At 38.8% G+C, this 24866-nt stretch carries 24 protein-coding genes and 1 pseudogene; 15 read left to right on the top strand and 10 right to left on the bottom strand.

The genetic code is table 11. The features are described from left to right. Positions 1-127 precede the first annotated feature (127 nt). Complete coding sequence (locus tag KA717_21755; protein UXE58656.1) at positions 128-2122, top strand: hypothetical protein; 1995 nt, start codon at positions 128-130, stop codon at positions 2120-2122. On the opposite strand, the pseudogene KA717_21760 reads toward KA717_21755, so the two are convergent. From KA717_21760 to KA717_21780, 5 genes and pseudogenes are all read right to left on the bottom strand, one after another. Then, positions 2119-2646, bottom strand: a pseudogene (locus KA717_21760) (IS4 family transposase). The gene KA717_21755 and the pseudogene KA717_21760 sit on opposite strands and share 4 nt — an antisense overlap. A gap of 49 nt (positions 2647-2695) precedes the next feature. After that, the gene (locus KA717_21765; GenBank protein ID UXE58657.1) at positions 2696-3871 is read right to left on the bottom strand and encodes an IS4 family transposase; all 1176 of its coding nucleotides are present in this window, start codon (positions 3869-3871) and stop codon (positions 2696-2698) included. A 17-nt stretch (positions 3872-3888) separates the two neighbouring features. After that, entirely contained in the window at positions 3889-4083 is a 195-nt protein-coding gene (locus KA717_21770; GenBank protein UXE58658.1) for a transposase, read from the bottom strand. Between the two features lie 184 nt (positions 4084-4267). Further along, positions 4268-4906, bottom strand: a complete 639-nt coding sequence (locus KA717_21775) for a hypothetical protein (protein ID UXE58659.1) — start codon at positions 4904-4906, stop codon at positions 4268-4270. A 17-nt stretch (positions 4907-4923) separates the two neighbouring features. Further along, the gene (locus KA717_21780) at positions 4924-5118 is read right to left on the bottom strand and encodes a transposase (protein ID UXE58660.1); all 195 of its coding nucleotides are present in this window, start codon (positions 5116-5118) and stop codon (positions 4924-4926) included. 522 nt (positions 5119-5640) lie between these two features. On the opposite strand from KA717_21780, the gene KA717_21785 reads away from it, so the two are divergent. The 7 genes from KA717_21785 to KA717_21815 all read left to right on the top strand — a co-directional run bounded on the left by KA717_21785 (position 5641) and on the right by KA717_21815 (position 11247). After that, complete coding sequence (locus tag KA717_21785; GenBank protein ID UXE58661.1) at positions 5641-8388, top strand: hypothetical protein; 2748 nt, start codon at positions 5641-5643, stop codon at positions 8386-8388. Between the two features lie 273 nt (positions 8389-8661). Continuing rightward, positions 8662-8964: a hypothetical protein gene (locus KA717_21790; GenBank protein UXE58662.1), complete on the top strand. Its 303-nt coding sequence runs from the start codon at positions 8662-8664 to the stop codon at positions 8962-8964. After that, complete coding sequence (locus tag KA717_21795; GenBank protein ID UXE58663.1) at positions 8961-9413, top strand: nuclease; 453 nt, start codon at positions 8961-8963, stop codon at positions 9411-9413. Before KA717_21790 ends, KA717_21795 begins: the two co-directional genes overlap by 4 nt. A 210-nt stretch (positions 9414-9623) precedes the next feature. Beyond that, positions 9624-9947 carry a BrnT family toxin gene (locus KA717_21800; GenBank protein UXE64748.1) on the top strand — a complete coding sequence of 108 codons (324 nt, stop codon included), beginning with the start codon at positions 9624-9626 and terminating at the stop codon, positions 9945-9947. Then, positions 9925-10200, top strand: a complete 276-nt coding sequence (locus KA717_21805) for a hypothetical protein (protein ID UXE58664.1) — start codon at positions 9925-9927, stop codon at positions 10198-10200. The genes KA717_21800 and KA717_21805 overlap by 23 nt, the downstream gene beginning before the upstream one ends. 401 nt (positions 10201-10601) lie before the next feature. Further along, positions 10602-10940, top strand: a complete 339-nt coding sequence (locus KA717_21810) for a type II toxin-antitoxin system RelE/ParE family toxin (GenBank protein ID UXE58665.1) — start codon at positions 10602-10604, stop codon at positions 10938-10940. Beyond that, the gene (locus KA717_21815; protein UXE58666.1) at positions 10933-11247 is read left to right on the top strand and encodes an addiction module antidote protein; all 315 of its coding nucleotides are present in this window, start codon (positions 10933-10935) and stop codon (positions 11245-11247) included. Before KA717_21810 ends, KA717_21815 begins: the two co-directional genes overlap by 8 nt. A 204-nt stretch (positions 11248-11451) precedes the next feature. Here KA717_21815 and KA717_21820 read toward each other — a convergent pair whose 3' ends face one another. Next, entirely contained in the window at positions 11452-11670 is a 219-nt protein-coding gene (locus KA717_21820) for a hypothetical protein (protein UXE58667.1), read from the bottom strand. Between KA717_21820 and KA717_21825 the strand changes: the two genes are divergently transcribed. The 7 genes from KA717_21825 (at position 11660) to KA717_21855 (ending at position 19207) form a co-directional block, all read left to right on the top strand. Then, positions 11660-12247: a DUF3782 domain-containing protein gene (locus KA717_21825; GenBank protein UXE58668.1), complete on the top strand. Its 588-nt coding sequence runs from the start codon at positions 11660-11662 to the stop codon at positions 12245-12247. The genes KA717_21820 and KA717_21825 overlap by 11 nt on opposite strands. 242 nt (positions 12248-12489) lie before the next feature. Beyond that, on the top strand, positions 12490-13077 hold the full coding sequence (locus KA717_21830) for a DUF3782 domain-containing protein (GenBank protein UXE58669.1): 588 nt from the start codon (positions 12490-12492) through the stop codon (positions 13075-13077). A 199-nt stretch (positions 13078-13276) separates the two neighbouring features. Next, positions 13277-13756, top strand: a complete 480-nt coding sequence (locus KA717_21835) for a hypothetical protein (protein ID UXE58670.1) — start codon at positions 13277-13279, stop codon at positions 13754-13756. A gap of 140 nt (positions 13757-13896) precedes the next feature. Continuing rightward, entirely contained in the window at positions 13897-14892 is a 996-nt protein-coding gene (locus tag KA717_21840; GenBank protein UXE58671.1) for a GUN4 domain-containing protein, read from the top strand. A 36-nt stretch (positions 14893-14928) separates the two neighbouring features. Continuing rightward, the gene (locus KA717_21845; protein ID UXE58672.1) at positions 14929-17484 is read left to right on the top strand and encodes a hypothetical protein; all 2556 of its coding nucleotides are present in this window, start codon (positions 14929-14931) and stop codon (positions 17482-17484) included. Positions 17485-17534: 50 nt separating this feature from the next. After that, positions 17535-18812 (top strand): DUF4407 domain-containing protein, encoded by a 1278-nt coding sequence (locus KA717_21850; protein UXE58673.1) that lies wholly within the window; start codon positions 17535-17537, stop codon positions 18810-18812. A gap of 134 nt (positions 18813-18946) precedes the next feature. Next, on the top strand, positions 18947-19207 hold the full coding sequence (locus KA717_21855; protein UXE58674.1) for a hypothetical protein: 261 nt from the start codon (positions 18947-18949) through the stop codon (positions 19205-19207). A 246-nt stretch (positions 19208-19453) separates the two neighbouring features. Here the strand turns inward: KA717_21855 and KA717_21860 are convergent, their stop codons facing one another. From KA717_21860 to kaiB, 4 genes are all read right to left on the bottom strand, one after another. Beyond that, a complete protein-coding gene (locus tag KA717_21860; GenBank protein UXE58675.1) occupies positions 19454-20533 on the bottom strand; it encodes an IS1 family transposase in 1080 nt (359 codons plus the stop codon). Positions 20534-20995: 462 nt separating this feature from the next. Beyond that, complete coding sequence (locus KA717_21865) at positions 20996-22366, bottom strand: IctB family putative bicarbonate transporter (protein ID UXE64749.1); 1371 nt, start codon at positions 22364-22366, stop codon at positions 20996-20998. Between the two features lie 241 nt (positions 22367-22607). Next, positions 22608-24170: a circadian clock protein KaiC gene (gene kaiC / locus KA717_21870; protein ID UXE58676.1), complete on the bottom strand. Its 1563-nt coding sequence runs from the start codon at positions 24168-24170 to the stop codon at positions 22608-22610. A 222-nt stretch (positions 24171-24392) separates the two neighbouring features. After that, positions 24393-24707: a circadian clock protein KaiB gene (gene kaiB / locus KA717_21875; GenBank protein UXE58677.1), complete on the bottom strand. Its 315-nt coding sequence runs from the start codon at positions 24705-24707 to the stop codon at positions 24393-24395. Between the last annotated feature and the right edge of the window lie 159 nt (positions 24708-24866).

The following is a 24866-nucleotide window of genomic DNA, read 5'->3' on the forward strand; positions in this document are numbered from 1 at the left end:
AGAAAAACTTTTGATCTAAATCAAACTTTTTGTCCCGTTTTTTGGATTTGTCCTGTCATTAGTTCCGTAAAACCATAATACTTTATTAGTTCTTTAAGAGTGTGACTTCGATCACGCAGGAGCATCTATGAAAAAGTTAGTTCGTCCGTTTGCCCTTGGTTTAAGTATGATGGTTGGCTTCGGGGTCAACATTCCTGCTCTGAATGCAAAAACTCCATCTAAACCCAATCAGTCAGTAGCTAATCCTTGCGAAGAAGCTCAAAACGTGTGTGCTGCTGAATCCGTTCCACTTTATTACAATCGTTCAGCAGACGCAATTAAAACGATACTGGAAAAAATTGTTGGTGATGGTAAGACTGGCAAATTTGCGGGAACTTTTATCGGAGAAAATGGCACTGGCACTGGCGAAGCATCTGGTAATAACCATAATGTAATCGTCCTATATGGTACAGATGACAACCGAAAAAAACTCAAACGAATCATTGCAATTCTCGACCTTCCCCGTGAGCGCGTCAATATGGAGATGTGGGGAATACTAATCTCTAGTGACAATCCTCAGCAATTGGCTGAAGTCATGAATCGGGTTAACAAGGAAATTGATAAGACTCAACAATTACTGCAAGAGACCTACAATCAAATTAAAGAATATTCCATCAATTATGCTCTTAAGGCAGAGAATAATCCTGATCTTAAAATAGAACCTGATTTTAAGAATTTATTTACAGAGGTTCTTGGATATAAAACAGCATTTGATGAAGATTCTTCTTCTCTCTCTATGATAGATATTTTGCTAATCTTGTTAGCAAGAAATAAACCTAATATTGCATATAATAATGCAGCAAATGGTCTTTGTCAGATTTTCTTTAAAAAAGACGGCCAGCCTAAAGAAGATTTTCAACCCTATTTAGAGGCTTTAGCTAAAAATGAAAAAAAACGACCCTTTGAAAACTATATCCGTTTGGGTTTACATCAAGAGGATAAAGGATCAACCCCAGGGTGTAACAGTCTAAAAAATGCTGAGGATTTAGATCAAAGAAATTTTATTGCACGAAAAGCCGTTCTAAATTTTGCCTTACAATATTCTCGTCTCAAGAGAATACCAGCCGAAATTGATCCCGATGCTTTACAAGAATCTGCCGAAACATTGAACTCTGTTTTGGAACCTGTGGTTAATGCGCTTAACCGTGACATAGAAGATTTGTTCATTCAACCGACTTTAGAAAGAATTCAACGCATCGTGAGCGAATATGATGATGTAAGCTATGCGGAAGTGGGCAAAACCAGTGTCGCAGGATTAAATGGTATTCATTCGGAAGTCTCTTCAACATCAGTCAGTACCTTTGATGAAACTGGCCCTTTAAGGCTTAGTCAATGGCTTGAGGATGCGGGCAAACTCAATAACAGTGTCTCAAGTTTATTACCAAAAGAGGTTGCGTTTGAAGGTAGTCCAATCCCTGTATCCTCTTTGATAAGTACGGTTGCTGCCCTGAGCGCGGATCACTCCCAATGGCGAGGATTAACATCAGGGATTTCGATAACGATTACCCCTTCGGTGTTACGCAACAGCGAGTCGGCAGAACTGCAAATAGATTTTACCACTGGCCCAAAAGAGATCACTCAAGGAGAAGAGAGTAACAACGGACAAACGAAGCTACGTCCTTTATCCCGCATTGCCCAGAGTCATGTGAAAACAAGTGTTTATGTTAAAACCTTAGATTTATTTGCTCTTTCTACTTTCAATAATCAAACTACTGAAGATGGTGGACGAGGCTATATCCCTCTAATTGGCCCAATTTGGAAAGGATTTTTCAGTGGACTTCCAATTGTTGGCGATCTGTTCAGTTGGCAGAATGCACCCAACAATGTTCAGCATCAAAGTATTGCATTAGTTAACTCCTTTATTGTCCCTACTGCAATGGGATTAGCTCATTTATACAGCAACAGTAACAGTAACACAATTCCCTTTGAATATAAGTCTTCTGCCGTTGAAAGATATTTGGATTGTCTTAAGAAAAAGAATCAAGCAACTGTTGTTGATTCTCAGTGTTTTGTTACAAGCCCGCAACAACCATATCAATATCAGCAACTCCCACCTCAATATCAACCTGACTTTTCCCGTTAAGTGCGGATTGCAAGCTGCCAGCCTTGGCAAAGGTCATGCAACTTCAACCAACCGCGCCAAAGGACTTGGATACCGAGAGGAGTTTTACGACGATGTTCAAGATAACCACCAAGAAAAGCAACAGACTCGACAGCCCAAGCAACAGTCAAAATAGGGGGAAGTTTTTGAGAGGCGGCTGCTTTTAACACCTGAAGTTGAAGAGGATTAAGAATTTCAATCGCGAGAGCATCGGGCTGGGTACGATGAAGATAAGTAACGTGTAAAAGTTCAACAGCAATGACACTTAAAAAACCCAAAAGAGTTTTCATTCCATCAGAGGCAAGTCGATAACGCTCACTCTGACAACCAGACTTAAGGACTTTATGAAATTCTTCAACCCGCCATCGGTAGGTGTACCAACGAAGAATAGTGACAGCCATCTCAATAGTCTCAACAACTTCTGTAGTCAGAAGCATCCAAGATAAAGGAGTTTCGCCTTCGGGACAATCGATTTCTGTCGCATAAACAGCATAGACATTCAACGGGTCACGATTATCAAAACGATAGGGAGTTCGTAGATTCTGACTTTTCCCGTTAAGTGCGGATTGCAAGCTGCCAGCCTTGGCAAAGGTCATGCAACTTCAACCAACCGCGCCAAAGGACTTGGATACCGAGAGGAGTTTTACGACGATGTTCAAGATAACCACCAAGAAAAGCAACAGACTCGACAGCCCAAGCAACAGTCAAAATAGGGGGAAGTTTTTGAGAGGCGGCTGCTTTTAACACCTGAAGTTGAAGAGGATTAAGAATTTCAATCGCGAGAGCATCGGGCTGGGTACGATGAAGATAAGTAACGTGTAAAAGTTCAACAGCAATGACACTTAAAAAACCCAAAAGAGTTTTCATTCCATCAGAGGCAAGTCGATAACGCTCACTCTGACAACCAGACTTAAGGACTTTATGAAATTCTTCAACCCGCCATCGGTAGGTGTACCAACGAAGAATAGTGACAGCCATCTCAATAGTCTCAACAACTTCTGTAGTCAGAAGCATCCAAGATAAAGGAGTTTCGCCTTCGGGACAATCGATTTCTGTCGCATAAACAGCATAGACATTCAACGGGTCACGATTATCAAAACGATAGGGAGTTCGTAGATTAACTGAGCAAAATCGGACGGCAAGCTTAACCTTCCGTGCTTTTCTTTTTCCTGTACTCGGAATCTCGATTTCTTGATGAAAACGAATCGGTTCTGATTCCAAATGTTGCCAAAGTCGTTCACTATTTTTGTCTAAACTACGATTATGAGACGCTCTGACCAGCACTCCTGTATGCTTGAGTTGACGCACTGAGTCAAAGACTTCTGAAACATCTCCTTCTCTGTCAAATACATGAATTACCCTCGTTGAACTTTCTACCTGTTTCTCACAGGTGTTTAGAGCCTCTACCCATTTGTAGGATTCTTTTTCCTCAAATGGTCTTTGACGAGCTGCTTTTCTTTGTTCTTTCTGTCTTTCTTTTTTCTGCTTCGCCGTTTCATCTGTTGGGGGCTTTTCTTTTACCTCCCTATTCCACAGTTTTTGCCATAATAAACCTAATACTTGTCCTTTTTCTGGCTCAATTGCTAAAGCACTATGCAGTATTAATCCATTCCCTCCTTTTCCAGTCGGCCCATACCCTTCCCTTTTTTCCTTGATATTGCGATAATCTAAGAAGGTCGTATCTCCGACTGATAGCATTATCTTATATTCTTCTACGGCGGCAGTTGTCATTTCACAGTGCGGCTCTATTATCTTGACAAAGTCTGTTTTCGGATTCCCAAAAATTCATAGGCCCTCTTTAACTCGTTTCCTCCCTTAAACACTTCTGATAAGGCTTTTCCAAACCCCTCACTTAACTTTTTCCCAATCGAGAAGGCACGATTGTTTAGCCTCTCGTCTCCCAATTCACAACTGGCAAAGTTTTTTGTCCACCATTCCAACATTTTTTGACCTGCCCTTTAAGATTTTCTCCATTTTACAGTCTCATACTCCCTTCATCCTTTGTTTTTGAAATTTGAACGATAAGCGGGATGATGGCTTCAGAATATTTTTTTCCTGTCAAGAGAATCATTACTCAAACCCTTGCCAGATAAAGCCTCTAGAAGTTTGCATTGCTGGATTTTGGACTTAACGGGAAAAGTCAGTTCGTAGATTAACTGAGCAAAATCGGACGGCAAGCTTAACCTTCCGTGCTTTTCTTTTTCCTGTACTCGGAATCTCGATTTCTTGATGAAAACGAATCGGTTCTGATTCCAAATGTTGCCAAAGTCGTTCACTATTTTTGTCTAAACTACGATTATGAGACGCTCTGACCAGCACTCCTGTATGCTTGAGTTGACGCACTGAGTCAAAGACTTCTGAAACATCTCCTTCTCTGTCAAATACATGAATTACCCTCGTTGAACTTTCTACCTGTTTCTCACAGGTGTTTAGAGCCTCTACCCATTTGTAGGATTCTTTTTCCTCAAATGGTCTTTGACGAGCTGCTTTTCTTTGTTCTTTCTGTCTTTCTTTTTTCTGCTTCGCCGTTTCATCTGTTGGGGGCTTTTCTTTTACCTCCCTATTCCACAGTTTTTGCCATAATAAACCTAATACTTGTCCTTTTTCTGGCTCAATTGCTAAAGCACTATGCAGTATTAATCCATTCCCTCCTTTTCCAGTCGGCCCATACCCTTCCCTTTTTTCCTTGATATTGCGATAATCTAAGAAGGTCGTATCTCCGACTGATAGCATTATCTTATATTCTTCTACGGCGGCAGTTGTCATTTCACAGTGCGGCTCTATTATCTTGACAAAGTCTGTTTTCGGATTCCCAAAAATTCATAGGCCCTCTTTAACTCGTTTCCTCCCTTAAACACTTCTGATAAGGCTTTTCCAAACCCCTCACTTAACTTTTTCCCAATCGAGAAGGCACGATTGTTTAGCCTCTCGTCTCCCAATTCACAACTGGCAAAGTTTTTTGTCCACCATTCCAACATTTTTTGACCTGCCCTTTAAGATTTTCTCCATTTTACAGTCTCATACTCCCTTCATCCTTTGTTTTTGAAATTTGAACGATAAGCGGGATGATGGCTTCAGAATATTTTTTTCCTGTCAAGAGAATCATTACTCAAACCCTTGCCAGATAAAGCCTCTAGAAGTTTGCATTGCTGGATTTTGGACTTAACGGGAAAAGTCAGCAATATCAACAAGTCCCCAATACAGGGGTACGACCCTAAAACAGAACTTTTTTTCAATGATCACAGGTTGGGCTAGATGACAGTATTTTAAATTTCTAAAAACTTTTTCTAGTCCGATTATTACTTCTAAAATAGGACAATATTATGAACAGAAAGACTCATAATTTAGCAGAAAATACTAGCTAAATTATCGACTGGAAATTATCATTATTGAAGTCCAGTCAAAGTCAATTCTTATCTCGTTTGAAATATCTTCAATAGAGATGAGTTAACCACCATTTTCATCAATGTAATTTATTTAACTTAGGAGAGAATGACAAAATGAAAAACAAAAACTATGGACTCACCTTCGGAAGTTCTGCTCTATTTATTGGAGGCTTGATTTTTAAATTCTTATGGTTTATATTACTGTTTATCTTGGTTTGGGGGCTTGCAAAATTTATTTCTGAATATTTTCAATTTCTCAAAAAACCAGCAGAATTCTTGAAGTTAGATAAGTTAGATGAAAAATTTACTTCAATTTTAGATTGGTCATATAAGCATTTTCCTGATCTGTTATACTATGCTTTTTTATTGCGAGTGCCAATCATCAGTGGATTAATTTTATTTTTGTTTCCACTTATTTCCTTCCCATTGATTCCCCAGTTTAATGCTTCTAATTTTCTACAAAATATTTTTGTAATGGAAAGTGGAATACAATTAATCTTAGTTATGTCATGCGCTACATTAACCTCAATAACTGTTGTCTCACTCTTGAAAACTACCCTTGTTTTGATAGATGAAAACTTCAACGATAAGGAATACTTTCGGTTCGGAAGGTTTATTGGAATGATCGCGCTGTTCCTGCCAACTTGGGTATTATTATTGTTGAATAAAGAAACTAATATCGAATGGATTTATTCATTTTTTGGGATAGCAATTAGCGCAATATTACTTGTAATAACTGAGATTTATGAGTATCGCTCTAACCCTATAATAAAGGGGATAGGCTCTAAAATATCCGATATATCCCAACCTGTAATAAGTGAGATTAGTAATTCACCAATAGGCTCTAAAATATCCGATATATCCCGACCTGTAATAAAGGGAATCACAACATTAAAAACAAGAAGAATTATCTTTTTTACTATTCAAGTAATTAGTGGACTCTTTTTTTATGGATTAGTTATTTTCTTTAATTGGCCACGAAATCCAAGTGAAAGTATTTTGCCTAATAACCTTCAAGCACCTACATTACTTTATGTTCTGTTGATGATTTGGATTCTCACTCTTTTTGTAGGATTAGTCACTTTTCTTTTTGATAAATCCATTGATAATCAATTAGATAGCCAGAAAAAGTCACTTGGAAAAAAAGTCATTTTTCTTGTAAAAAAAGCCACTAAAATCGGAGATAATGAAGAAGAAATGAAGTTTACAGTTGAATTTTTAAATAAATTTCAAGAGAAATTTAAATTACTGAATCACACTTTTTACTGGCCTGTTATTCTCTTCTTAATTATATTTTCTGGTTTAGGCTATGGGACTTTTGGAGTAGATCACTTTTTTAAACTAGAAAACAGTAACACTCCTGTAAAAATGGAAAACTATAAGCAGGATTTTCAAGAAGCTATTTGGAATCGTCTTTGTGAAGAAAAGTTTGATATAAAGAAGGAAATTCAAACTTGTAACAAGGACAAAGAACAATCCTTAGTTGTAGTGGCTGCTAGTGGTGGCGGTATTCAAGCTTCTGGTTGGATGACTCAGGTTTTAGCAGGATTACAAGAGCAAAAATCGGGAATAGGAGAAGATTTTACCAAGGCTATTGGTTTAATTAGTTCGACCTCTGGTGGTTCTGTAGGCTCAATGTTTTACTTGGATCAATTTGAGAATGGCATACTGAGTGATCAAGGCTTGAAAAAAGACGAAAATAAATTATCAAAAGTGGTTAAAAATTCTACAGATGATTGGTTAAATTCCGTCGGCTGGGGATTAGCTTTTCCCGATTTATTTCGAGCTATTGGATTACCTGTTGTTCTTAATTGGTTTGGGGAAAATCATAAGTATCTAGACCGAGGATACGCCCTAGAAAAAAATTGGGGAAAAACTTTAACTGTCGGTGATAAAAAGCCACCGACTTTAGACGATCGACGTAAGAAAATTCTCGCAGGAGAGGTTCCGATCGCTGTTTACAATACAACCCTAGTAGAAAATGGTCGCCCTTTTTTGGTATCTTCTATGAAATTTGTCGAAGGAACAATGGCGAATTATGCCAGTGAATTATCTGGGAAAAGTGTTGATGATACTGCATTAGATTTTAAGACACTTTATAACAATTGTGGGACAAACGGAGATCAACCCTGTGATCTCACACTAACAACAGCAGCCCGACTCTCTGCCAGTTTTCCTTACGTTACTCCAATGGCGCGTAATGATCGAGAAAACATCATTAAAAATAAAGAAGGTCAAAATATTAAAGTTAAAGACAAAAATGGTAACGACACTGATTTTTTACAAAACTATCACATTGCTGATGGTGGATATTATGACAATTCAGGTGCATTCACGGCAATGAATTGGTTAAATAATTTTCTAGAATACAATAATTCTCTGAAAAATAAAGATCATCGAATCAACATCAAAAAGGTGATAATATTGCAGATTAATGCTTTTCCAGAAGATAAACTAGAGCTAGATCAACATGGAAGTCCAGGGTTTGTTGTTACTACCATTGGCCCTGTAAATACCTTAAACGGCATTCGGGACTCTACTCAAATTGGCCGTAATAAATTATTTGCAGAACTCCTTAAAGACCGTTGGCATAATGATAAGAATGAGGAAAATAACATCAGTATTCAAGACTTCACTATTTCTTTTCCAGAATCAAAACCATTAAAGGATAAAGATGGCAATGTAGTCAAGGATAAAGATGGCAATCTGGTCAAAATACCTTACAATCCTCCTTTATCATGGCGACTAACCGAAAGTCAAAAAATGAACCTAGTAGAAGCTTGGCAGCAAGATACGGACATACGGGAAACTGTAGAAAAAATGAAAACATTCTGGACTCCTGAAGCAAAAGCTAAAATTTAAGTTATTCAAAGGCGATCGCATTCTCAAATTTACGTGGTGCGATCGCTTTTTGTGAGGATGAGATTGATGAGGCGATCGCTCTTTTTTTCTCATAGGGCGATCGCGTTTTATGTCCTGAACTAACTTGCAAAGGGCTAGTTTAATGCGCTCTAGTTGGGGGGGATTCCCTGCTATCACTCTTTGAGTTTTTACGCGATCGCAACCCTTTTGCTAAAAAGTTACGGAAAATTGCGTTAAAATTGAGTGCTAATATCTAACTTGTGAGTAGTCTCTATGGTAAATTTCTCCAAGCGATCAATCACCTCTCTCGAACTGCTCATTTCTGAAATAGAAGCCACACCTAGAGAGTATTGGACAGAACTACTAGAAACCTTGCGCCAATTTCGGCAGACAATTCCGTTAACAAACTCACCCGTTATTAACGCAGAACAAGCTCAAAAAAATCAAGCCGCGATTGATCTTTTAGACTCCTGGTTGAGTGAAGATGAAGATGCTTCAGAACATCAACAAACTTGGGACTATTTAAAAAAGGTTATGGATGAAGACCGTTTATCAGATCGTCCTCTATTCCCATGAACCGCTTAATTTTATTAGATTCGGGGCCGTTAGGCATGGTGACAAATCCCAAGGCAAAAGGACTTCCGCTTGCTTGTCAACAGTGGCTAAAAAGGCTTCTAAAACGAGGTGAACGATTTGCAATTCCTGAAATTGCAGATTATGAGGTACGTCGAGAATTGCTCCGTGCCAATTTATTGAAAAGTGTTCATCGTCTCGATCATTTAACCCAAACGCTTGAATATATTCCTATTCAAACAGATACCATGTTGTTAGCTGCAAGTCTTTGGGCAGAAGTCAGAAAAATGGGACAACCAACGGCCGATCCCAAGGCATTAGATGGAGATGTTATTCTAGCTGCTCAAGCGCAAATATTGGCTAATAAGATGACACCAGTAATTATTGCGACAACTAATGTTGGTCATTTGAGCCGATTTGCTACAGCCTTAAATTGGCAGGACATTGATTAGTTTTAAAGACGCGATCGCTTTTTAATATTTTTGCTCAGACTATCCGAAAAATGTTAGCTGGAAAATTTTTTCGTTGGAGAGCTAGTTTGACGCGGTTTAGTTGGGCTATTGGACTCTCAGCGATCGCTTATATTTCTCTCTATTAATCAAACTTTGGGAAGACGCGATCGCACAGGAGAAATTGTTATTCCGCCATCAGGATATGCTATGATGCGGGGTATTTCAGTTTTCAAAAGTGGCAATGACTTGGAACTAGCATTTGAATGGGATAAACAGAAAGCAAAAGCAAATCAAAGAAAACATAGCATTGCTTTTGAAGAAGCATCCACCGCATTTGATGATCCCTTAGCTGTAAATTTCGATGATCCTGACCATTCTTCAGGGGAAAATCGCTATCTTATAATAGGTTTATCAGACCAAGGTAAATTTCTATTTGTTTCTTATACGGATCGTAATCATAAAATTCGTTTAATTAGTGCAAGATTAGTTACCCCCAAAGAAAGGAGATCTTATGAACGAGAAAATCCAAAATGAATTAGAAGACGACTTACGAGAAGAATATGATTTAAGTCAACTTAAAAATCCTGTTCGCGGAAAATATTACCAACAATATCGGGAAGGTCATAGCGTTACGATTCATCATGAAGATGGCACAAAAACGGTTGAACATTTTCCAGCGCGAAATGATGTAATTATTCTTGATCCTGATGTAAAGAAATATTTTCCTAATTCGGAATCTGTTAATTCTACTTTAAGAAGTTTAATTAAATTGATTCCTCAACAATAGCTAGTAGGCAGGGATGGCGATCGCTTTTCTATGTTTTAACTAAATTGCGATCTTTTTGATGTTTTAAACTAAATTGTGATCGCTCTTCTTTCTTATCATAGGGCGATCACTTTTTAAATGTGAGAGTTTAGAGGTGATTGCCTTTTTGAAGATTGAATTAAATTGCGATCGCTCTCCAAAATTAATATAGGGCGATCGCATTTTTTGATCTTCAACTAATCCGCGATCGCTTTTTATATCTTTAACAAACTGCGATCGCTTTTCTGTCTTGAATTCAATTGCAATTTTCTATATCTTGAACTAAATTTTCATTGATTTCAATCCCATAACCTTAAAAATAAGTCTTACTTGCCAAGAAAGGGATTGCGTACTTCAGCACGTGTATGATAAAGTATGACAATATGATTAAACCCGTAAAGCCAAAAACTTTAACCGTTTATCAGGATGCAGATGGAAACGAGCCATTCACAAACTGGCTTAATAGCTTACGTGATGTTCAGGGGCGTAAGAGGATCAGTGCCAGATTAAGACGGCTAGAGCAGGGGAATTACGGAGATTGTGAACCAATCTGTGAAGGACTTTCAGAATTACGAATGTTCTTTAGTCCAGGCTACCGTGTATATTTCGGGGAAGAGGGTGACAACATTGTGCTTTTGCTGTGTGGCGGCGACAAAAGTAGCCAAACACAGGATATTGAAGCAGCTAAAGCTTATTGGAAGGAGCATCTAAATCATGCGTAAATACAGAACATTTGACCAAGTTGAAGAAGAATACTACCGCGAACATCCAGAAGAAATTGATAGTTTTCTAACTGTTACCTTTGAGGAATATGCAAAGGACAATGATACAGGTGCTTTATTGTCCGCATTGTGTATGATTAGCCGTGTCAAAGCAGTTACAGCAGAAGCCGCAGGGATGAGTCAGAAAAAACTACGCAAAGTATTGTCAGAGCAGGGAAAACCACTTTTTGAGAATGTAAACGCGATTCTACATACTATGGGCTATCAGCTTGTTCCCCAAGCTTTGACTATGGATGTCAGAGACTAAAATACGTCTCTAAATTATTAGCGTAGATATTGCCTTGGAGCGGTATTGCATTCAATGTCTTTGGTATTGCGATCGCGTTTTTATATCTTGAACTGATTTGCGATCGCTTTTCTGTCTTGAATTCAATTGCGATCGCTTTTTTATGTGTTGAGTTAAACTGCGATCGATTCCTAAGTCTAAACTCAAAACGCGATCGCAGATTAATTAATAGTTGATAGTGAATAGTTGATAATTATCCATTGTCAATTGTCCATTATCCATTGAAGCCCGCGATCGCCCTTTCACTTCACAAAAAGCGATCGCCCTTTTAATTAATAGTTGATAATGAATAGTTGATAATTGTCCGTTGGAACGCGATCGCAGATAATCCATTAAAATAGAGAAAACCAAAGATGATAAAGGTAGATAATCTATGGCAACCACCGCAGACGATGTATGGCGACTCCTCGCCGAATTGGCCACCAGTCAATCTGAGTTAACGGCGGCTCAAAAGGAAACTGACCTACAACTGAAGGAAGTTAGTCAGGCTCAGAAGGCGACTGACCGCCAACTCAAAGAATTAGGTAAGCAAATTGGGGGACTCGGTTCAAAATTTGGCAGCTTTACCGAAGGTCTTGCTCTTCCTTCAATGGAAAAGATTCTCAGACAACGGTTTGGAATGAAGGTCGTCAGTCCCAGTGTACGAGCCAGCGAAGATGGAAAGCATATAGAAATTGATGTCCTCGCCTATACCAATGGCAATTTGAATACTGCCTATATTGTGGAAGTTAAAAGTCATGCAAGAGAGGACTCTATTACTCAATTAAAAAGTATTTTGCAACGTTTTCGTACCTTTTTCCCTGAACACAAAGATAAACAACTCTATGGTATTTTAGCGGCGGTTGATATGTCCCCTGAATTACGCGAAAAAACTCTACAAGAAGGATTTTATGTTGCTCGTATTCACGACCAAGTTTTTGAACTGGATACTCCTGAAAATTTTCAACCTCAAAGTTATTAGTTTGGTTTCCTTTTTTCAAGCCGACCTACGAAACGGCGATCGCCTTTCCAAATCTTTTCAATAAAAAAGCGATCGCACCTTAAAACGTAATCGGGAACTGCGATCATCTTTCCAAGTCTTTACGGTAAAAATGCGATCGCCGATTAATTGATAGTTGATAGTTGATAGTTTTAAATTGAAAACGCGATCGCAGATAATCCATTAAAATAGAGAAAACCAAAGATGATAAAGGTAGATAATCTATGGCAACCACCGCAGACGATGTATGGCGACTCCTCGCCGAATTGGCCACCAGTCAATCTGAGTTAACGGCGGCTCAAAAGGAAACTGACCTACAACTGAAGGAAGTTAGTCAGGCTCAGAAGGCGACTGACCGCCAACTCAAAGAATTAGGTAAGCAAATTGGGGGACTCGGTTCAAAATTTGGCAGTTTTACCGAAGGTCTTGCTCTTCCTGCAATGGAAAAGATTCTCAGACAACGGTTTGGAATGAAGGTTGTCAGTCCCAGTGTACGGGCCAGCGAAGATGGAAAGCATATAGAAATTGATGTCCTCGCCTATACCAATGGTAATCTGAATACTGCCTATATTGTGGAGGTTAAAAGTCATGTAAAAGAGGACTCTATTACCCAATTAAAAAGTATTTTGCAACGTTTTCGTACCTTTTTCCCTGAACACAAAGATAAACAACTCTATGGTATTTTAGCGGCTGTTGATATGTCTCCTGAATTACGCGAAAAAACTCTACAAGAAGGATTTTATGTTGCTCGTATTCACGACCAAGTTTTTGAACTGGATACTCCTGAAAATTTTCAACCTCAAAGTTATTAGTTTGGTTTCTTTTTTTCAAGCCAATCTACGAAGCAGCGATCGCACTTTTCAATCATAAACAATAAAACAGTGATTGCTTCCTAGGCCGAAACTCAAAATGCGATCGCCGTCTCCTGCTTCTGTATTGCAATTTTTTAACTGTTAGGGCATAATGATTATGTTGGTATTGCTGGCCCGATTGAAAGCGACAAATTAAGCCATGAACAAAAATCGTCTAAAAGAGATTGAGTCTCTTCTTGAACAACTTTACGAACAAAGACGGGAAAAGGAACAGGCTATTATTACGGCTCCAGCAGGCAGCAAAACAATCCTAAAACAGCAACTTCGGTCAGATATTCTTCCATTCATTCAGGCTTATGAAAAAGAATATTGGGAAATTATCGCTACTCAGTCCAATCTAGCTGAGATTCTAGAAGCGGAAGCTGAAGTGGTTATCGCCGAATTTGTGGAAGGAGTCGGACAAATTCATGGAGAAAATGCGAAAATTATAGAATATTTGCAAAAAATCCTCGCTAAAGTGGAACAACCTGGCCCAACAGCAGCCGCTAAACTTAAAACGGTTATTTCTTCGATTCCTCCTTTTGTGGGAATTTCCTATGAAGCAGAATTAGATACAGAAAATTTCTTAAATCGGCATTTTCCTCTATTGATGAAGGGAGTGCAACGCCTAAAAAAGTAGTAGGTAAGGATGTCACTTCAGCCAAACAAGAAGAAACTCCTCAAAAGAGTTCGTCAAAAATAATTCTGATCTTAGCTTCTAGTCCAACGGATGAAGCAAGATTACGGCTAGATCAAGAGGTACGAGAAATTGACGAGGGTTTGAGAAGATCGCGGACAAGAGAAAAATTAACCTTACAGCAACGTTGGGCGGTTCGCCCTGATGTTTTACGTCGAGCGTTACTAGACTTTAATCCTCAGATTCTCCACTTTTGTGGGCATGGTTCAGGAGAAAATGGTTTAGTCCTCGAAAATGATACGGGCGAGGCAAAACTTGTATCTACGGAGGCATTAGCAAACTTATTGAAACGGTTTGCAGATAGAGGATTGGAGTGTGTTGTTCTCAATGCTTGCTATTCGGAAGTTCAAGCCAATGCGATCATCGAACATATTGATTATGTGATCGGTATGGATAGTTCGATCAGTGATAGAGCGGCCATTAAGTTTGTACAGGGTTTTTATGACGAATTGGGTGCTGGTTGGTCGTATGAGGATGCTTTTCAAGGTGGCTGTGATGCGATCGCATTGGAAGGTATTCAACAGGAACATATACCGATTTTAAAAAGAAAGTCTCAATTTAAAAAGCCAAGCTCTCCTAATGAACCTGATATACAAATTCCCGCAACTTTGGGATCTGAGAATAGTAAATTAAAAGGAAATTATGATCAACTTCAATCTTTATTAGCCGAGAAGAACTGGAAAGAAGCAGATTGGGAAACAATGCAGATTCTGCTTCGTATTGCTGAGAGAACTGAACAAGGTTGGCTACTAAGTATTGACGAAATTCCCTCTGAAGACATCAGAAAAATAGATTTTCTCTGGTTAGATGCCAGCAAAGGCAAATTTGGTTATAATGTACAAAAGAATATCTGGCTGAATGTCCAAGGTGAACTTGGTGTATTTGACACCTTAGTATTTTATAAATTCGCCAAACAAGTAGGTTGGCAAGTAAACGAACAGTTGCGAATGAACTATGACGATTTTGATTTTTCCTTAAATGCACCTAACGGCCATTTACCCACATTTAGATTTCCTTCTGATACCGATCAGTTAGGAACATGGCTTGATGCTTTCAAGGATTTTTTACCTCGATTATAAATTTACATTCTAAAATAGTAAAAGGAGACACAAACAATGGTTTATATTCATATCAAAGAAGATGAAGTTGGAATTGTTTATAAAAGATTTGGTCGTCCCTTGCCTGCGGGTCGTCGAGTTGCCCTCAATGGAGAGAGCGGTTTACAAGCGGAGGTGCTTACCCCTGGACGGCATTTTAATTTGCCTAATGTGGAAATTCGCGTAACTAAGGCAATTTTGGTTGCCTCAGATGAAGTGGGACTAGTTGATGCAAAAGATGGGGCGAGCTTACCTCCTGGTGAAAACTTTGGAAAAGTTGTCGAGTGTAAGGATTTTCAAGATGCTAAAGCATTTATCCATAATGATGGACAAAAAGGAAAACAACGAGCCATTTTGACTAATGGTACTTATTACATCAATACTGAGCTATTCTCTGTTGAGATGGTTAATGTTGTTCGTATCCGTGAAGACGAAGTAGGACTCGTGGAAGCTAGGGATGGTAAACCTCTACCGCCAGGTCAAGCCTTTGCTAAGTTTGTAGAATGCAATAATTTTCAAAATGCCCAAGCTTTTTTTGATAATGGTGGTCAAAGCGGTAAACAACTGACAATTTTAACCGCTAATACCTATCAGATTAATACCAATATCTTTAAAGTAAAAAGGGTAAAATGTATTCGCATTGCGGAAGATCAAGTGGGATTGGTTCGGGCTACCTTTGGCAAGCCGCTACCCACAACCCGAACTTTTGGTAAGGTTGTTGAATGCAATAATTTTCAAGATGCTCAAGCTTTTATCAGTGGTGGTGGCGAAAGTGGTAAGCAATTAACCTTTTTAACGCCTGGGACTTATCAACTTAATACCGATTTATTTGAAGTTAAAATTGATTCAGTCACCAAGGTTCCCCACGGAGAAATTGGTTTAGTTGTTGCTAACGGTGGGGAAACCCGTCCCGAAGATAAAAATTTAGGTAAAGTTGTTGAATGCCAAAATTTTGAATCTGCTGAAGCTTTCATTAAAAATGGCGGTGAAAGTGGCAAACAATTGGCAGTTCTACCCGCCAGAACTTATCAGATTAATACCGACTTGTTTACTGTCATTACTTCCGCTAATGCTACTCAGCATAATGTCAACCCCGAAGAATTGAAAGTTTATACTGTAGGCAAAGACAAAATTGGTATTGTTACGACACTTGAAGGAAAAACACTTCCTGAAGGAGAAATTGCTGGCCCTATTATTCAAGGTCACGATAATTTTCAAAAACCACAAAAATTTATCGAGGCTGGGGGATATAAAGGCTTACAACAGGAATTTTTGCAGGAAGGTTCATGGACTCTCAATCCTTGGTTTGTTCGTGTTGAACAAGTACCATTGGTTGAAATTCTTGCCGAACAAGTCGGGGTGATTATTTCTTATGTCGGCAAAAGTGACGAGTCAAAAAATGATGATCGACTTTCAGAAGATGGGGAAAAAGGCATACAGCGCAAGCCTCTTCTGCCAGGAAAATATTCTATAAACAAAAGAATTAAAAATGTTCATGTTGTCCCTACCAACGAAATTATCTTGGAGTGGTCTAAGTCGGAGGGAAAAGCTGAGGATAACTACGATAAAATCCTTGAGCCATTACAACTTCGATCAAAAGATGGCTTTGTTTTTCAGTTGGAATTAACTCAGACTATCTGCATAGCAGTAGAAGATGCCCCACAAATGATTCTCAAAGTCGGTGCTCAAGTAATTGATCCTTTGATCTTAGAGTATTCTAATGCTCTTGATGGCAACGATAAGAAACTTGTCAAATCTCCTGCCATCAAAAATTTAGTCGGTAGAGTTTTGGCCCCTCTAGTTAACTCTTATTTTCAGAATGCGGCTCAGTATTTTGAGGCTCTTGATTTTTTCAGTAAGCGAAATGCTATTCAAAAGCATGCGGCAGATTTTATTAAAAAGGCACTTAATGATTATGGCGTACAGTCAATCCAGACTTTGATTACAGACATTGATTTGCCTGATGAATTGGAGGAGCTATTAAGAGAGCGTCAAATTCTGCAACAACAAGCTGAGAATTATAAACAACAAGAGTTAACCGAGCAAGTACGTAAGTCCCTCATCAAACAGCAAGAGGAAAACAAGGCTCAAACCAAGTTAGTTGAGGCTCAAAGTAATTTAGAGGTAGCAGATCTTAATAATAAAGCTAAACTTAAGGAATCACAAGTAGATGTACAAATCCAACAAGAAAAAAATAATCTTGAGGCAGAACGGATGCGGGCAGAGTCTGAAATTAAAACTAATGAAGACAAGAAAATGAATGAAAATCGTTTGCAAGAACTTCATGATAAAGTTGAAAAATACGGTCCTGAAAGGGCTGCCCGATTGGAATCAGAAGAAAAATGGGCTAAAGCATTCGCTGAAACTAAAATGAAATTTCCAGAAATTGTTATTCAAGGAGGTAATAGCGGCGGCGGAAATTCTAGTGGAGGAGGAATGGCAGAATCCTCTGCTATGTGGATGATGGTCATAGAAAACATGAGAGATTTGCAGAAATCAAAAAGACAAAATGATCAAATTAATACGCTACAAGGAAATGAAGTTGAAGTTCAACCCCGTTCTGAAGATGATTAAATTCAGAGAGTGTTAATTCCTTTATTTTGTCCCTGACTAAATTAAGCGGAGTGATTGTTAACAAAGGTAATCAAGTGCCAACTAAAATACGACTCAATTCTGTACAAAAATTTTTAATTTGGTCTGCTGGTGCAGATCAAGAAGTTTTGTCTCAAGAAAGTTGCCGAACAGAAAGGTATAAATATGAATCTATCGGCACAACCGTTGTTCTGACTGCGATAATGGCTTTTTGTTCAGGAGGCTATGCACTTTTTACGGTTTTCGGCTCTTTGAAAATTTCAATTTCTTTGGGTTTTATTTGGGCTAACATAATTTTCAATTTAGATCGCTTTTTTATCCTAACAGCTAGTCAAAATAAATCTTCATCAAAACTGCAATTTTGGGGAGGAGCCACTACTCGCTTAACCATAGCGATTCTTTTAGGTTTTATCGTTGCTAAACCTCTGGAGTTAAGATTATTTGAAAGTGAAATCAATCAAAAAATTAGTCAACAGAGAAGAGAAAGAGAAAGACAAGAAAGCATAAACGATCAGAAGACTCCATATGCCCAAAGAATTAATGAAATAAATCAGATACTCAAAGATAAAACAAAAGAAAGAGAGCAACTTTCACTATCTTTACAACAAGCGCGTAGAAATGCGATAGAAGAAAGAGAAGGCAAAGGTAGAACAGGCAAGCCTGGTAAAGGCACTATTTACGAAGAAAAAAAAGAGCTTGTAAAAAATTTAGAGCAGGAATTCGCCTCTTTAAAGCAAGAAGTTCAAGACTTAAATAATGAAAAAAGTGATTTGCTAGAAAAGCAGCGATCAAAATCAAATAAACCTCAACTACCTCAACAGCAATGGCAAGAAGGAAGTCTTTTAGATCGTATCTCAGCCCTAGAAGCATTATCGAAAAATGATTCTGCTATTTTATACACAAATTGGTTGATAACTGTTTTATTAATTATTATTGAAATTTCTCCAGTTCTTGTAAAAATCTTGTCGAAAGAAGGCGTTTATGAAAAACTGCTTAAGAAAGAAACTATCTATAGAATGGATCAAGAAAATCTTGCCAGAATTACAGAAAAAGAACTCTTAAAAATGAAGGAATTAAAGGATTTTCAGCTAAAAGTTGACGACTTAATGTTTGAATACATTCGACTTAGAGAAAGAAATAGAGAAAAAATTGAAAATATAGAAATCAATGATGCAAAAAAGTTTTATCAGGAATACGATGAAGAAACTGCTAAATTTATCAAATTATGTCAAGAGCGAGTAACTCATTACAAATCTTTAGTGGAGCAAACTCTATTTTTGGATAAAGATAATGAGCTTTTTAAAAATTGATATTAATCTCTCAAATTGCGGTTCTCTATTTTGTTTTAAAGGGTGATCCTGTTTAGAGTGTAGAGTTAAGAGGCGATCACAAGCTGAAAAAATGTGTTAAATTAGCGATATATGAGTCTAATTTGGCAAGAAAAATGGAAATCACCCTCAATCTCAGTGACGAACAATGGCAAAAAATAACCTTTATCCAACAGCATAGTTCAGAAAATATTCTAGCTTTACTAGAAATAACTATCAATCAACAATACGAAAAACTTCAGGTAGCTGATCCTGATCCCATCAAAGGATGGCAAGAAAGTGGCTTTATTGGCTGCGGAAAAGGTGATGCCAACCTTTCAACTAATTATAAAGAAATATTGAAAGAATTTTGGTCTGAAAAACATGATTATAGTTGACACAGGTTTTTGGTTAGCTCTTGCGAACCAAGACGATGCTGAATATCTAGGTCATGGGCGAATTTTTACCTGCGATCGCCGAAATTTTTTAACCTATCGCTGGAATAATACCCATACTTTTGAAAATTTATTTTTAGATTAAAGCCCTTCGTGAATTTTTAATAACTATCAATTAATTATGGATAATGGACAATTGGGCACTGGTATCGTCTAGCTAGAAGCTATAAACGTTGCAATACAAGAGGTTCAACAAATCAGGCGAATTTGGAGTAAGTCCTCCCAAGTTAACCCTTTTTGAATTATACCGAGAGCTACCGCAGGAACTTTTTTCGTCGTAAAATGGCTGCGAACAAAGTTATGAACCATCCAGAAAATATCTAGCACTCGCTGTAATCCCACAACAGATTTAGCATAAGTATTTGTTCGACGACGAAAGGCGGCTAAATAGCGTCGTAGAGAACTATTAAATGCCTCAACGTGGTTGGCATGAACATCCTTGTCTTCTGGTTTTTCTGTTGTCTCAGGATGTTCAGTTTTCGGAGTTTCTACTTTCTCTAGTTTACCCTCAGAATCTCGACGTTTACTACTCTTATTTTTTAATCTTACCACCATACCCTTCGGTAATACTTTGGTGGGACGACCTCGCTTCCCAGTCCTTAATACTTCGTGACAAATATTAAATAGCAGTTGACTATATCGCTTTTCTCCATCTGTAAATAACTGGAGAGATTCTGCACTCCTTTCAAATAATTCCGCTACCGTCATCATTGCTTCTAGAAATAATTTCTGCTCTTTTTTACCACATTTTAAATGCCAAATAAAGCGGCTAGCCCTGTCCATGAGCACGATTGTCCACCCCTCAGAGGCACTTGCTTCTTTATTTTTTCCAACTTTTGTGTATAGTTCATCCCCTTCTATTACTAATTTAACAAATTCATTCACTAAGGCGTATAAAAATAATGTCTCTTGTAATCCTGATAATTTCTTTTCCCAATTCAATATTGTTGTTTTTGCGTAGCCGAATACTCGGGCTGCTGCATTTAATCCTATTCCTTCCATTCTGGCTTTTAATACTTTTACAATTTCACTTAATGGGGTTTCTAAGCCAGCGATTACGCTACCATAAGTCTCAGCAAAACAAGAACCACATTCTTGACAGATGAACATTTTACGTTCCCCGTTACCTTTCGTTTGGTAATGAGAATGTATTTTTACTTTTTCACTATAGCAATGAGGGCAGTTTTTCTGAAATAAGGCTTCCTCTTTCTCTTGAGGTAAGCCAATATCACTTAGGAGGTCAATTGAGCTTTTATTCAATGTTGACATTGCTTTCCGTTTTCCCTTTCTTTAATATAATGACAATAATAATAGTATAACAAAAACGGGAATATGTCCAGTCGTAAGTTATTTTCTATTTTCTCAAACTCTTACACCATAACTTTTTCTAGCTTTGATCACACGATACCAGTACCGACAATTGACAATGGACAATTATCAACTATTCATTATCAACTATCAATTATTCACTAATCGGCGATCGCATTTTTTCTAACTGAGAAGAGGCGATCGCGTTTAGATTAAAGATCGTCTGTTGTGCAATAAGCTATTAACAAAAACAATGATCTTTATTACTGCTTACCTCTCTCGCCGTATAAACTCCCTCAACAAACGCAAAGAACTATGGTCACGACACCCTTAAGCCCTCTCAAAATTTCAGGCTATCTTAACCTCGCTAAGGCCATTAAAAGCCTTTAATGATTTGATTATATTGTAAAGAGATAGACTGATCTATTCGGCAGCAAGACTCTTCGCATATTGACTGGTAATGATCGCAATTAAGAACCACCAAAGCGTACTGACTTGAGGACGATACCAAACGGTGTCAACACAACCATGAATCATTAAGCCAATCATGCCAGCGATCGCGGCCATAATCCAGAATCCTTCCCGACTAGGAGATTGACGAAGGCGTTTAATTTGTTGAATACCCTGGTTAAACGTTACGGTCAATAACCAAATAAAACAAGAAAAACCAATAATGCCCGTCTCTACCAAAATTTCTAAATAAATCGAATAGGCACTCAAGGCACTATATTTAGGTCGCATATAAAGGGGATAAATTTTATTAAACGCACTGTTACCAGGGCCAATCCCCAAAATCGGGCGATCACGGATCATACTTCTGACCCCTTCCCAAACATTAATCCGAAAGTTATTACTACTATCATTGCGTCCGGCAAAAATACTGAAAACCCTTGTCCGTAACGGAGCAACTAAGAGTAAACCCAAGCCGACCAGCACCACCACTGAAGCGATCGCGCTAGGCAATAACCATTTTTGCCAAAAGGGAGAAAGATAGGGCTTCCACCACAGATAGGAAAGAATTAAAAAGGTGAGAAAAACCCCCACCAATCCCAGCCAACCACCCCGACTTTGGGTGAAAAATAGACAACAAACATCCACAACGACCATCGTAATTGCTAATACTTTAGGAAGCCAGCGTTGCCAAACAAAGAAAGCTGCAATACTCAAAGAGATCATCGGCAGTAAATAGGCGGCTAACAAATTGGGATTGCCCAGATAACTATAAACCCGCGTTGCTCCGGCCATATCCGAGGTCGGATCATTCCAGGTGGCTAATTGTTCAACCCCATCAAACTGTTGCTTAATCCCGTAGGCTCCAACTGCCAATCCAACCATTAGAATAACGGTAATAATGCGATTTAACAGGGAATTATTCCGCAAAATCCGAGAAGCCAGGGCAAAAAAGACCATATTTAAGGTTAATTTACCCAGCCCTACTAAAGCCGCCATTTTCACCGGCGAAAAACCTACCGCGATCGCCGAAATCCCCCAATAGAGAATAACTAACAGATGAATAGGGGTTAAGCCATTGGGTTTCCTATCGGCAAGGGTCAGCAATCCCCAATAGAATCCGGTCGCTGCCATGATTAAACCGATCAGCCCCGTCGAGACAAAAGGACTGAGCAGAAAGACACCACTAATTAACAGTGCACCCAAGCCTTCTGACCACTGCCATAGTCCACTGTAGGTCGTCCAATGGGATAACAGACCAACCAAGCGGTGAATGTAACTCCCACTACGCCACTCAGACGGAGAAAATCCTTGAAACGTGATTTGCTGCCAAACCGAATTCATTAGTACATCAAGCCGATAATGAGCGGTGTAATTATAGCCTAGATTAGGTAAGGCATTCGCATTCAGATCGAGATAGTTCAAGCGATCAGCAACCATCCCAACCGTTTAGCCGCACCACCAGCGCGACAATCAGTGCCACCACAACAGTGGGTGTGTCCGTCCATCAGCCTTTTTTCTTTAACTTGATGAGATGTTTTTCGTTTTTAAGGGGAGACGGTCTCTAAAATCTCCCCGATCGCCGTTATTCTTCTATGGTTTTATCTCGAACCCCGCGCACAATCCGAGACAGTTCCGATTTTTCATCCACACTAATGCGAGTGGGCGAACCACTAATAATGCGCTCATAGTTACGGAAAGAGTCCTTGATATCGGGGCCATCATGACTAATGGTATATTCCCGAATGCCTTTATCATGCCAAGAGCCGCGCATTTTAAAGACGTTAATGGCACGAGACATTTCGCCCCGAATTTCTACGTATTGCAGCATGATAATAGTGTCGGTAATGGTTGAAATATGGGATTCCGTAATGGAATGGGCCCCCATAAATTGGTCGGTTGTGTTGGTGAAAAAGCCGGTAATTTCCTCCTGTTTAGCATAGCCTGTCACTCCAATGACAAACTGACGGAAGGCATTGTTGGTAACACCTCTGGCTAAAGCGGAGAGAGAATCAATGGCAATACGGGAAGGTTTAAACTCAGAAATTTCAGATTTGATCATTTGTAAGTGATCCTCTAGCCCGGCTGACTCAGGATAGGTACAGAGTAACTTTAATAATCCTTTTTGCTCCATTTCCTCAAAGTCAATGCCCCAGGAAGAGGCGTTACGCGATAATTGGGCTCGTGATTCTTCATAGGCAAATAAAATTGCCCGTTCTCCCTGACGACAACCTTCCTGTAAAAATTTGCTGACCAATAGGGTTTTGCCGGTTCCCGTTGCCCCCGTTGCTAAAATAATTGAATCTTTAAAAAAGCCGCCACCACACATTTCATCCAAGGTTTTGACACCAGAAGAAATGCGTGTGTTTGAGGATCGTTGAGTCAGACGCATAGCACCTAGGGGGAAAATGTTAATACCGTCATGGGTAATCGTAAAGGGATATTCCCCTTTCATGTGGGTTGTCCCCCGCAATTTTAAAATTTCAACGGTTCTTCTTCTGCGTTCGCCCTCTAAAACATTTCGCAAAATGACAACGTTATCTGATACAAATTCTTCCACTCCAAAACGGGCGATCGCGCCATATTCTTCGATCCGTTCAGTGGTCATGATTGAGGTGACATTCAGTTGTTTGAGGCGGGCTACGAGGCGAAAAATTTCTCGTCTCACCACGGAAGCGGCATCATATTGTTGAAAAACGGCTGTTACAGAGTCAATAGAGACTAATTTCGCCTTATATTTACGAATAGCGTACTGAATCCGTTCAATTAAGGCCGAAAGATCAAAACTGCCCACCACTTCTTGCCCTTCAGGATCGGGAGAGGCATCTAAAATAAATAATTTGCCATCATCAATTAATTTTTGCAAATCCCAACCAAAACTATAGGCATTTTGAATAATATCGGTGGGAGATTCTTCAAAGGTGATAAAAAGACCCGGATAGTCAAAATGATGAATGCCATGATAGAGAAATTGAACGGCGAGCAGTGTTTTTCCAGTCCCTGATGTGCCGCTAACTAAGGTTGTTCGTCCAATCGGCAGGCCACCATGAGTAATTTCATCAAATCCTTCAATAATTGTCCGAATTTTCTGAACTCCTTTGCGAGGGGTTTCAGCCGGTTCAGTCGTATTTAAAATAGATTGGTTCATTGTACATTTTTATTAAGGTGTTATAAAGTATTTACAGCTTATCGCGGTTCAGTCATTGTACGATTGCGTCGTAGAGCCTGAATCCCTTTCCCTTCTACAGTGTAAGTGATAAGACTGCAATACCCCCGTATCGTTTTGCGGCTATTGACTTTGGCTATTTTAAAATAAAGTTTTTATTGAAGTTTGCGAACTAATCCCAAAACAGGGGATTAAGGATGAAGACTAGAGTTCATTTTCTCGTTCACGAATTTCATCGTAAAGGAGATCTAAGCCAATGAGGACTTTTTCTCTATCTGAGAGATCGCCAATAATTTTACGAACGGGAGGGGGTAAGACTTTCGCTAAGGTGGGGGTCGCTAAAATTTTATCTTCCTCTGCCAGTTGGGGATTTTTGAGTACATCGATAACTTTCAGGGCATAAACCCCTTTAAATTCCTGTTCTAAAATTGTCTTTAAGGTTTTTAAGGCTCGAACTGAGTTAGGGGTATTCCCAGCGACATAGAGTTTGAGAACATAAGTTTTTTTGAAATTACTCATTGTTAATGATCCTGAGGTTTTCGCTAGCCGCTAAAAATAAAGGATAAGAGTCTAAGTATAAAGGTGAGCAAGGAATAGGTTTAGGATAACGTAAATTAGTCCGTTTGATAGAAAACATCAAAGGGAATATCTTCCCTGGGAGGGTGCGACCTTTAGTTG

Origin of the sequence: Woronichinia naegeliana WA131 (assembly GCA_025370055.1) — a bacterium.
Classification (GTDB): domain Bacteria; phylum Cyanobacteriota; class Cyanobacteriia; order Cyanobacteriales; family Microcystaceae; genus Woronichinia; species Woronichinia naegeliana.

Excerpts from the sequence above, each read along its gene's own strand:
- KA717_21755 (UXE58656.1), top strand. The coding sequence starts at position 128 with ATGAAAAAGTTAGTTCGTCCGTTTGCCCTTGGTTTAAGTATGATGGTT.
- KA717_21765 (UXE58657.1), bottom strand. The coding sequence starts at position 3,871 with ATGACAACTGCCGCCGTAGAAGAATATAAGATAATGCTATCAGTCGGA.
- KA717_21770 (UXE58658.1), bottom strand. The coding sequence starts at position 4,083 with ATGTTGGAATGGTGGACAAAAAACTTTGCCAGTTGTGAATTGGGAGAC.
- KA717_21775 (UXE58659.1), bottom strand. The coding sequence starts at position 4,906 with ATGACAACTGCCGCCGTAGAAGAATATAAGATAATGCTATCAGTCGGA.
- KA717_21780 (UXE58660.1), bottom strand. The coding sequence starts at position 5,118 with ATGTTGGAATGGTGGACAAAAAACTTTGCCAGTTGTGAATTGGGAGAC.
- KA717_21785 (UXE58661.1), top strand. The coding sequence starts at position 5,641 with ATGAAAAACAAAAACTATGGACTCACCTTCGGAAGTTCTGCTCTATTT.
- KA717_21790 (UXE58662.1), top strand. The coding sequence starts at position 8,662 with ATGGTAAATTTCTCCAAGCGATCAATCACCTCTCTCGAACTGCTCATT.
- KA717_21795 (UXE58663.1), top strand. The coding sequence starts at position 8,961 with ATGAACCGCTTAATTTTATTAGATTCGGGGCCGTTAGGCATGGTGACA.
- KA717_21800 (UXE64748.1), top strand. The coding sequence starts at position 9,624 with ATGCGGGGTATTTCAGTTTTCAAAAGTGGCAATGACTTGGAACTAGCA.
- KA717_21805 (UXE58664.1), top strand. The coding sequence starts at position 9,925 with ATGAACGAGAAAATCCAAAATGAATTAGAAGACGACTTACGAGAAGAA.
- KA717_21810 (UXE58665.1), top strand. The coding sequence starts at position 10,602 with ATGATTAAACCCGTAAAGCCAAAAACTTTAACCGTTTATCAGGATGCA.
- KA717_21815 (UXE58666.1), top strand. The coding sequence starts at position 10,933 with ATGCGTAAATACAGAACATTTGACCAAGTTGAAGAAGAATACTACCGC.
- KA717_21825 (UXE58668.1), top strand. The coding sequence starts at position 11,660 with ATGGCAACCACCGCAGACGATGTATGGCGACTCCTCGCCGAATTGGCC.
- KA717_21830 (UXE58669.1), top strand. The coding sequence starts at position 12,490 with ATGGCAACCACCGCAGACGATGTATGGCGACTCCTCGCCGAATTGGCC.
- KA717_21835 (UXE58670.1), top strand. The coding sequence starts at position 13,277 with ATGAACAAAAATCGTCTAAAAGAGATTGAGTCTCTTCTTGAACAACTT.
- KA717_21845 (UXE58672.1), top strand. The coding sequence starts at position 14,929 with ATGGTTTATATTCATATCAAAGAAGATGAAGTTGGAATTGTTTATAAA.
- KA717_21855 (UXE58674.1), top strand. The coding sequence starts at position 18,947 with ATGGAAATCACCCTCAATCTCAGTGACGAACAATGGCAAAAAATAACC.
- KA717_21860 (UXE58675.1), bottom strand. The coding sequence starts at position 20,533 with ATGTCAACATTGAATAAAAGCTCAATTGACCTCCTAAGTGATATTGGC.
- KA717_21865 (UXE64749.1), bottom strand. The coding sequence starts at position 22,366 with ATGAATTCGGTTTGGCAGCAAATCACGTTTCAAGGATTTTCTCCGTCT.
- kaiC (UXE58676.1), bottom strand. The coding sequence starts at position 24,170 with ATGAACCAATCTATTTTAAATACGACTGAACCGGCTGAAACCCCTCGC.
- kaiB (UXE58677.1), bottom strand. The coding sequence starts at position 24,707 with ATGAGTAATTTCAAAAAAACTTATGTTCTCAAACTCTATGTCGCTGGG.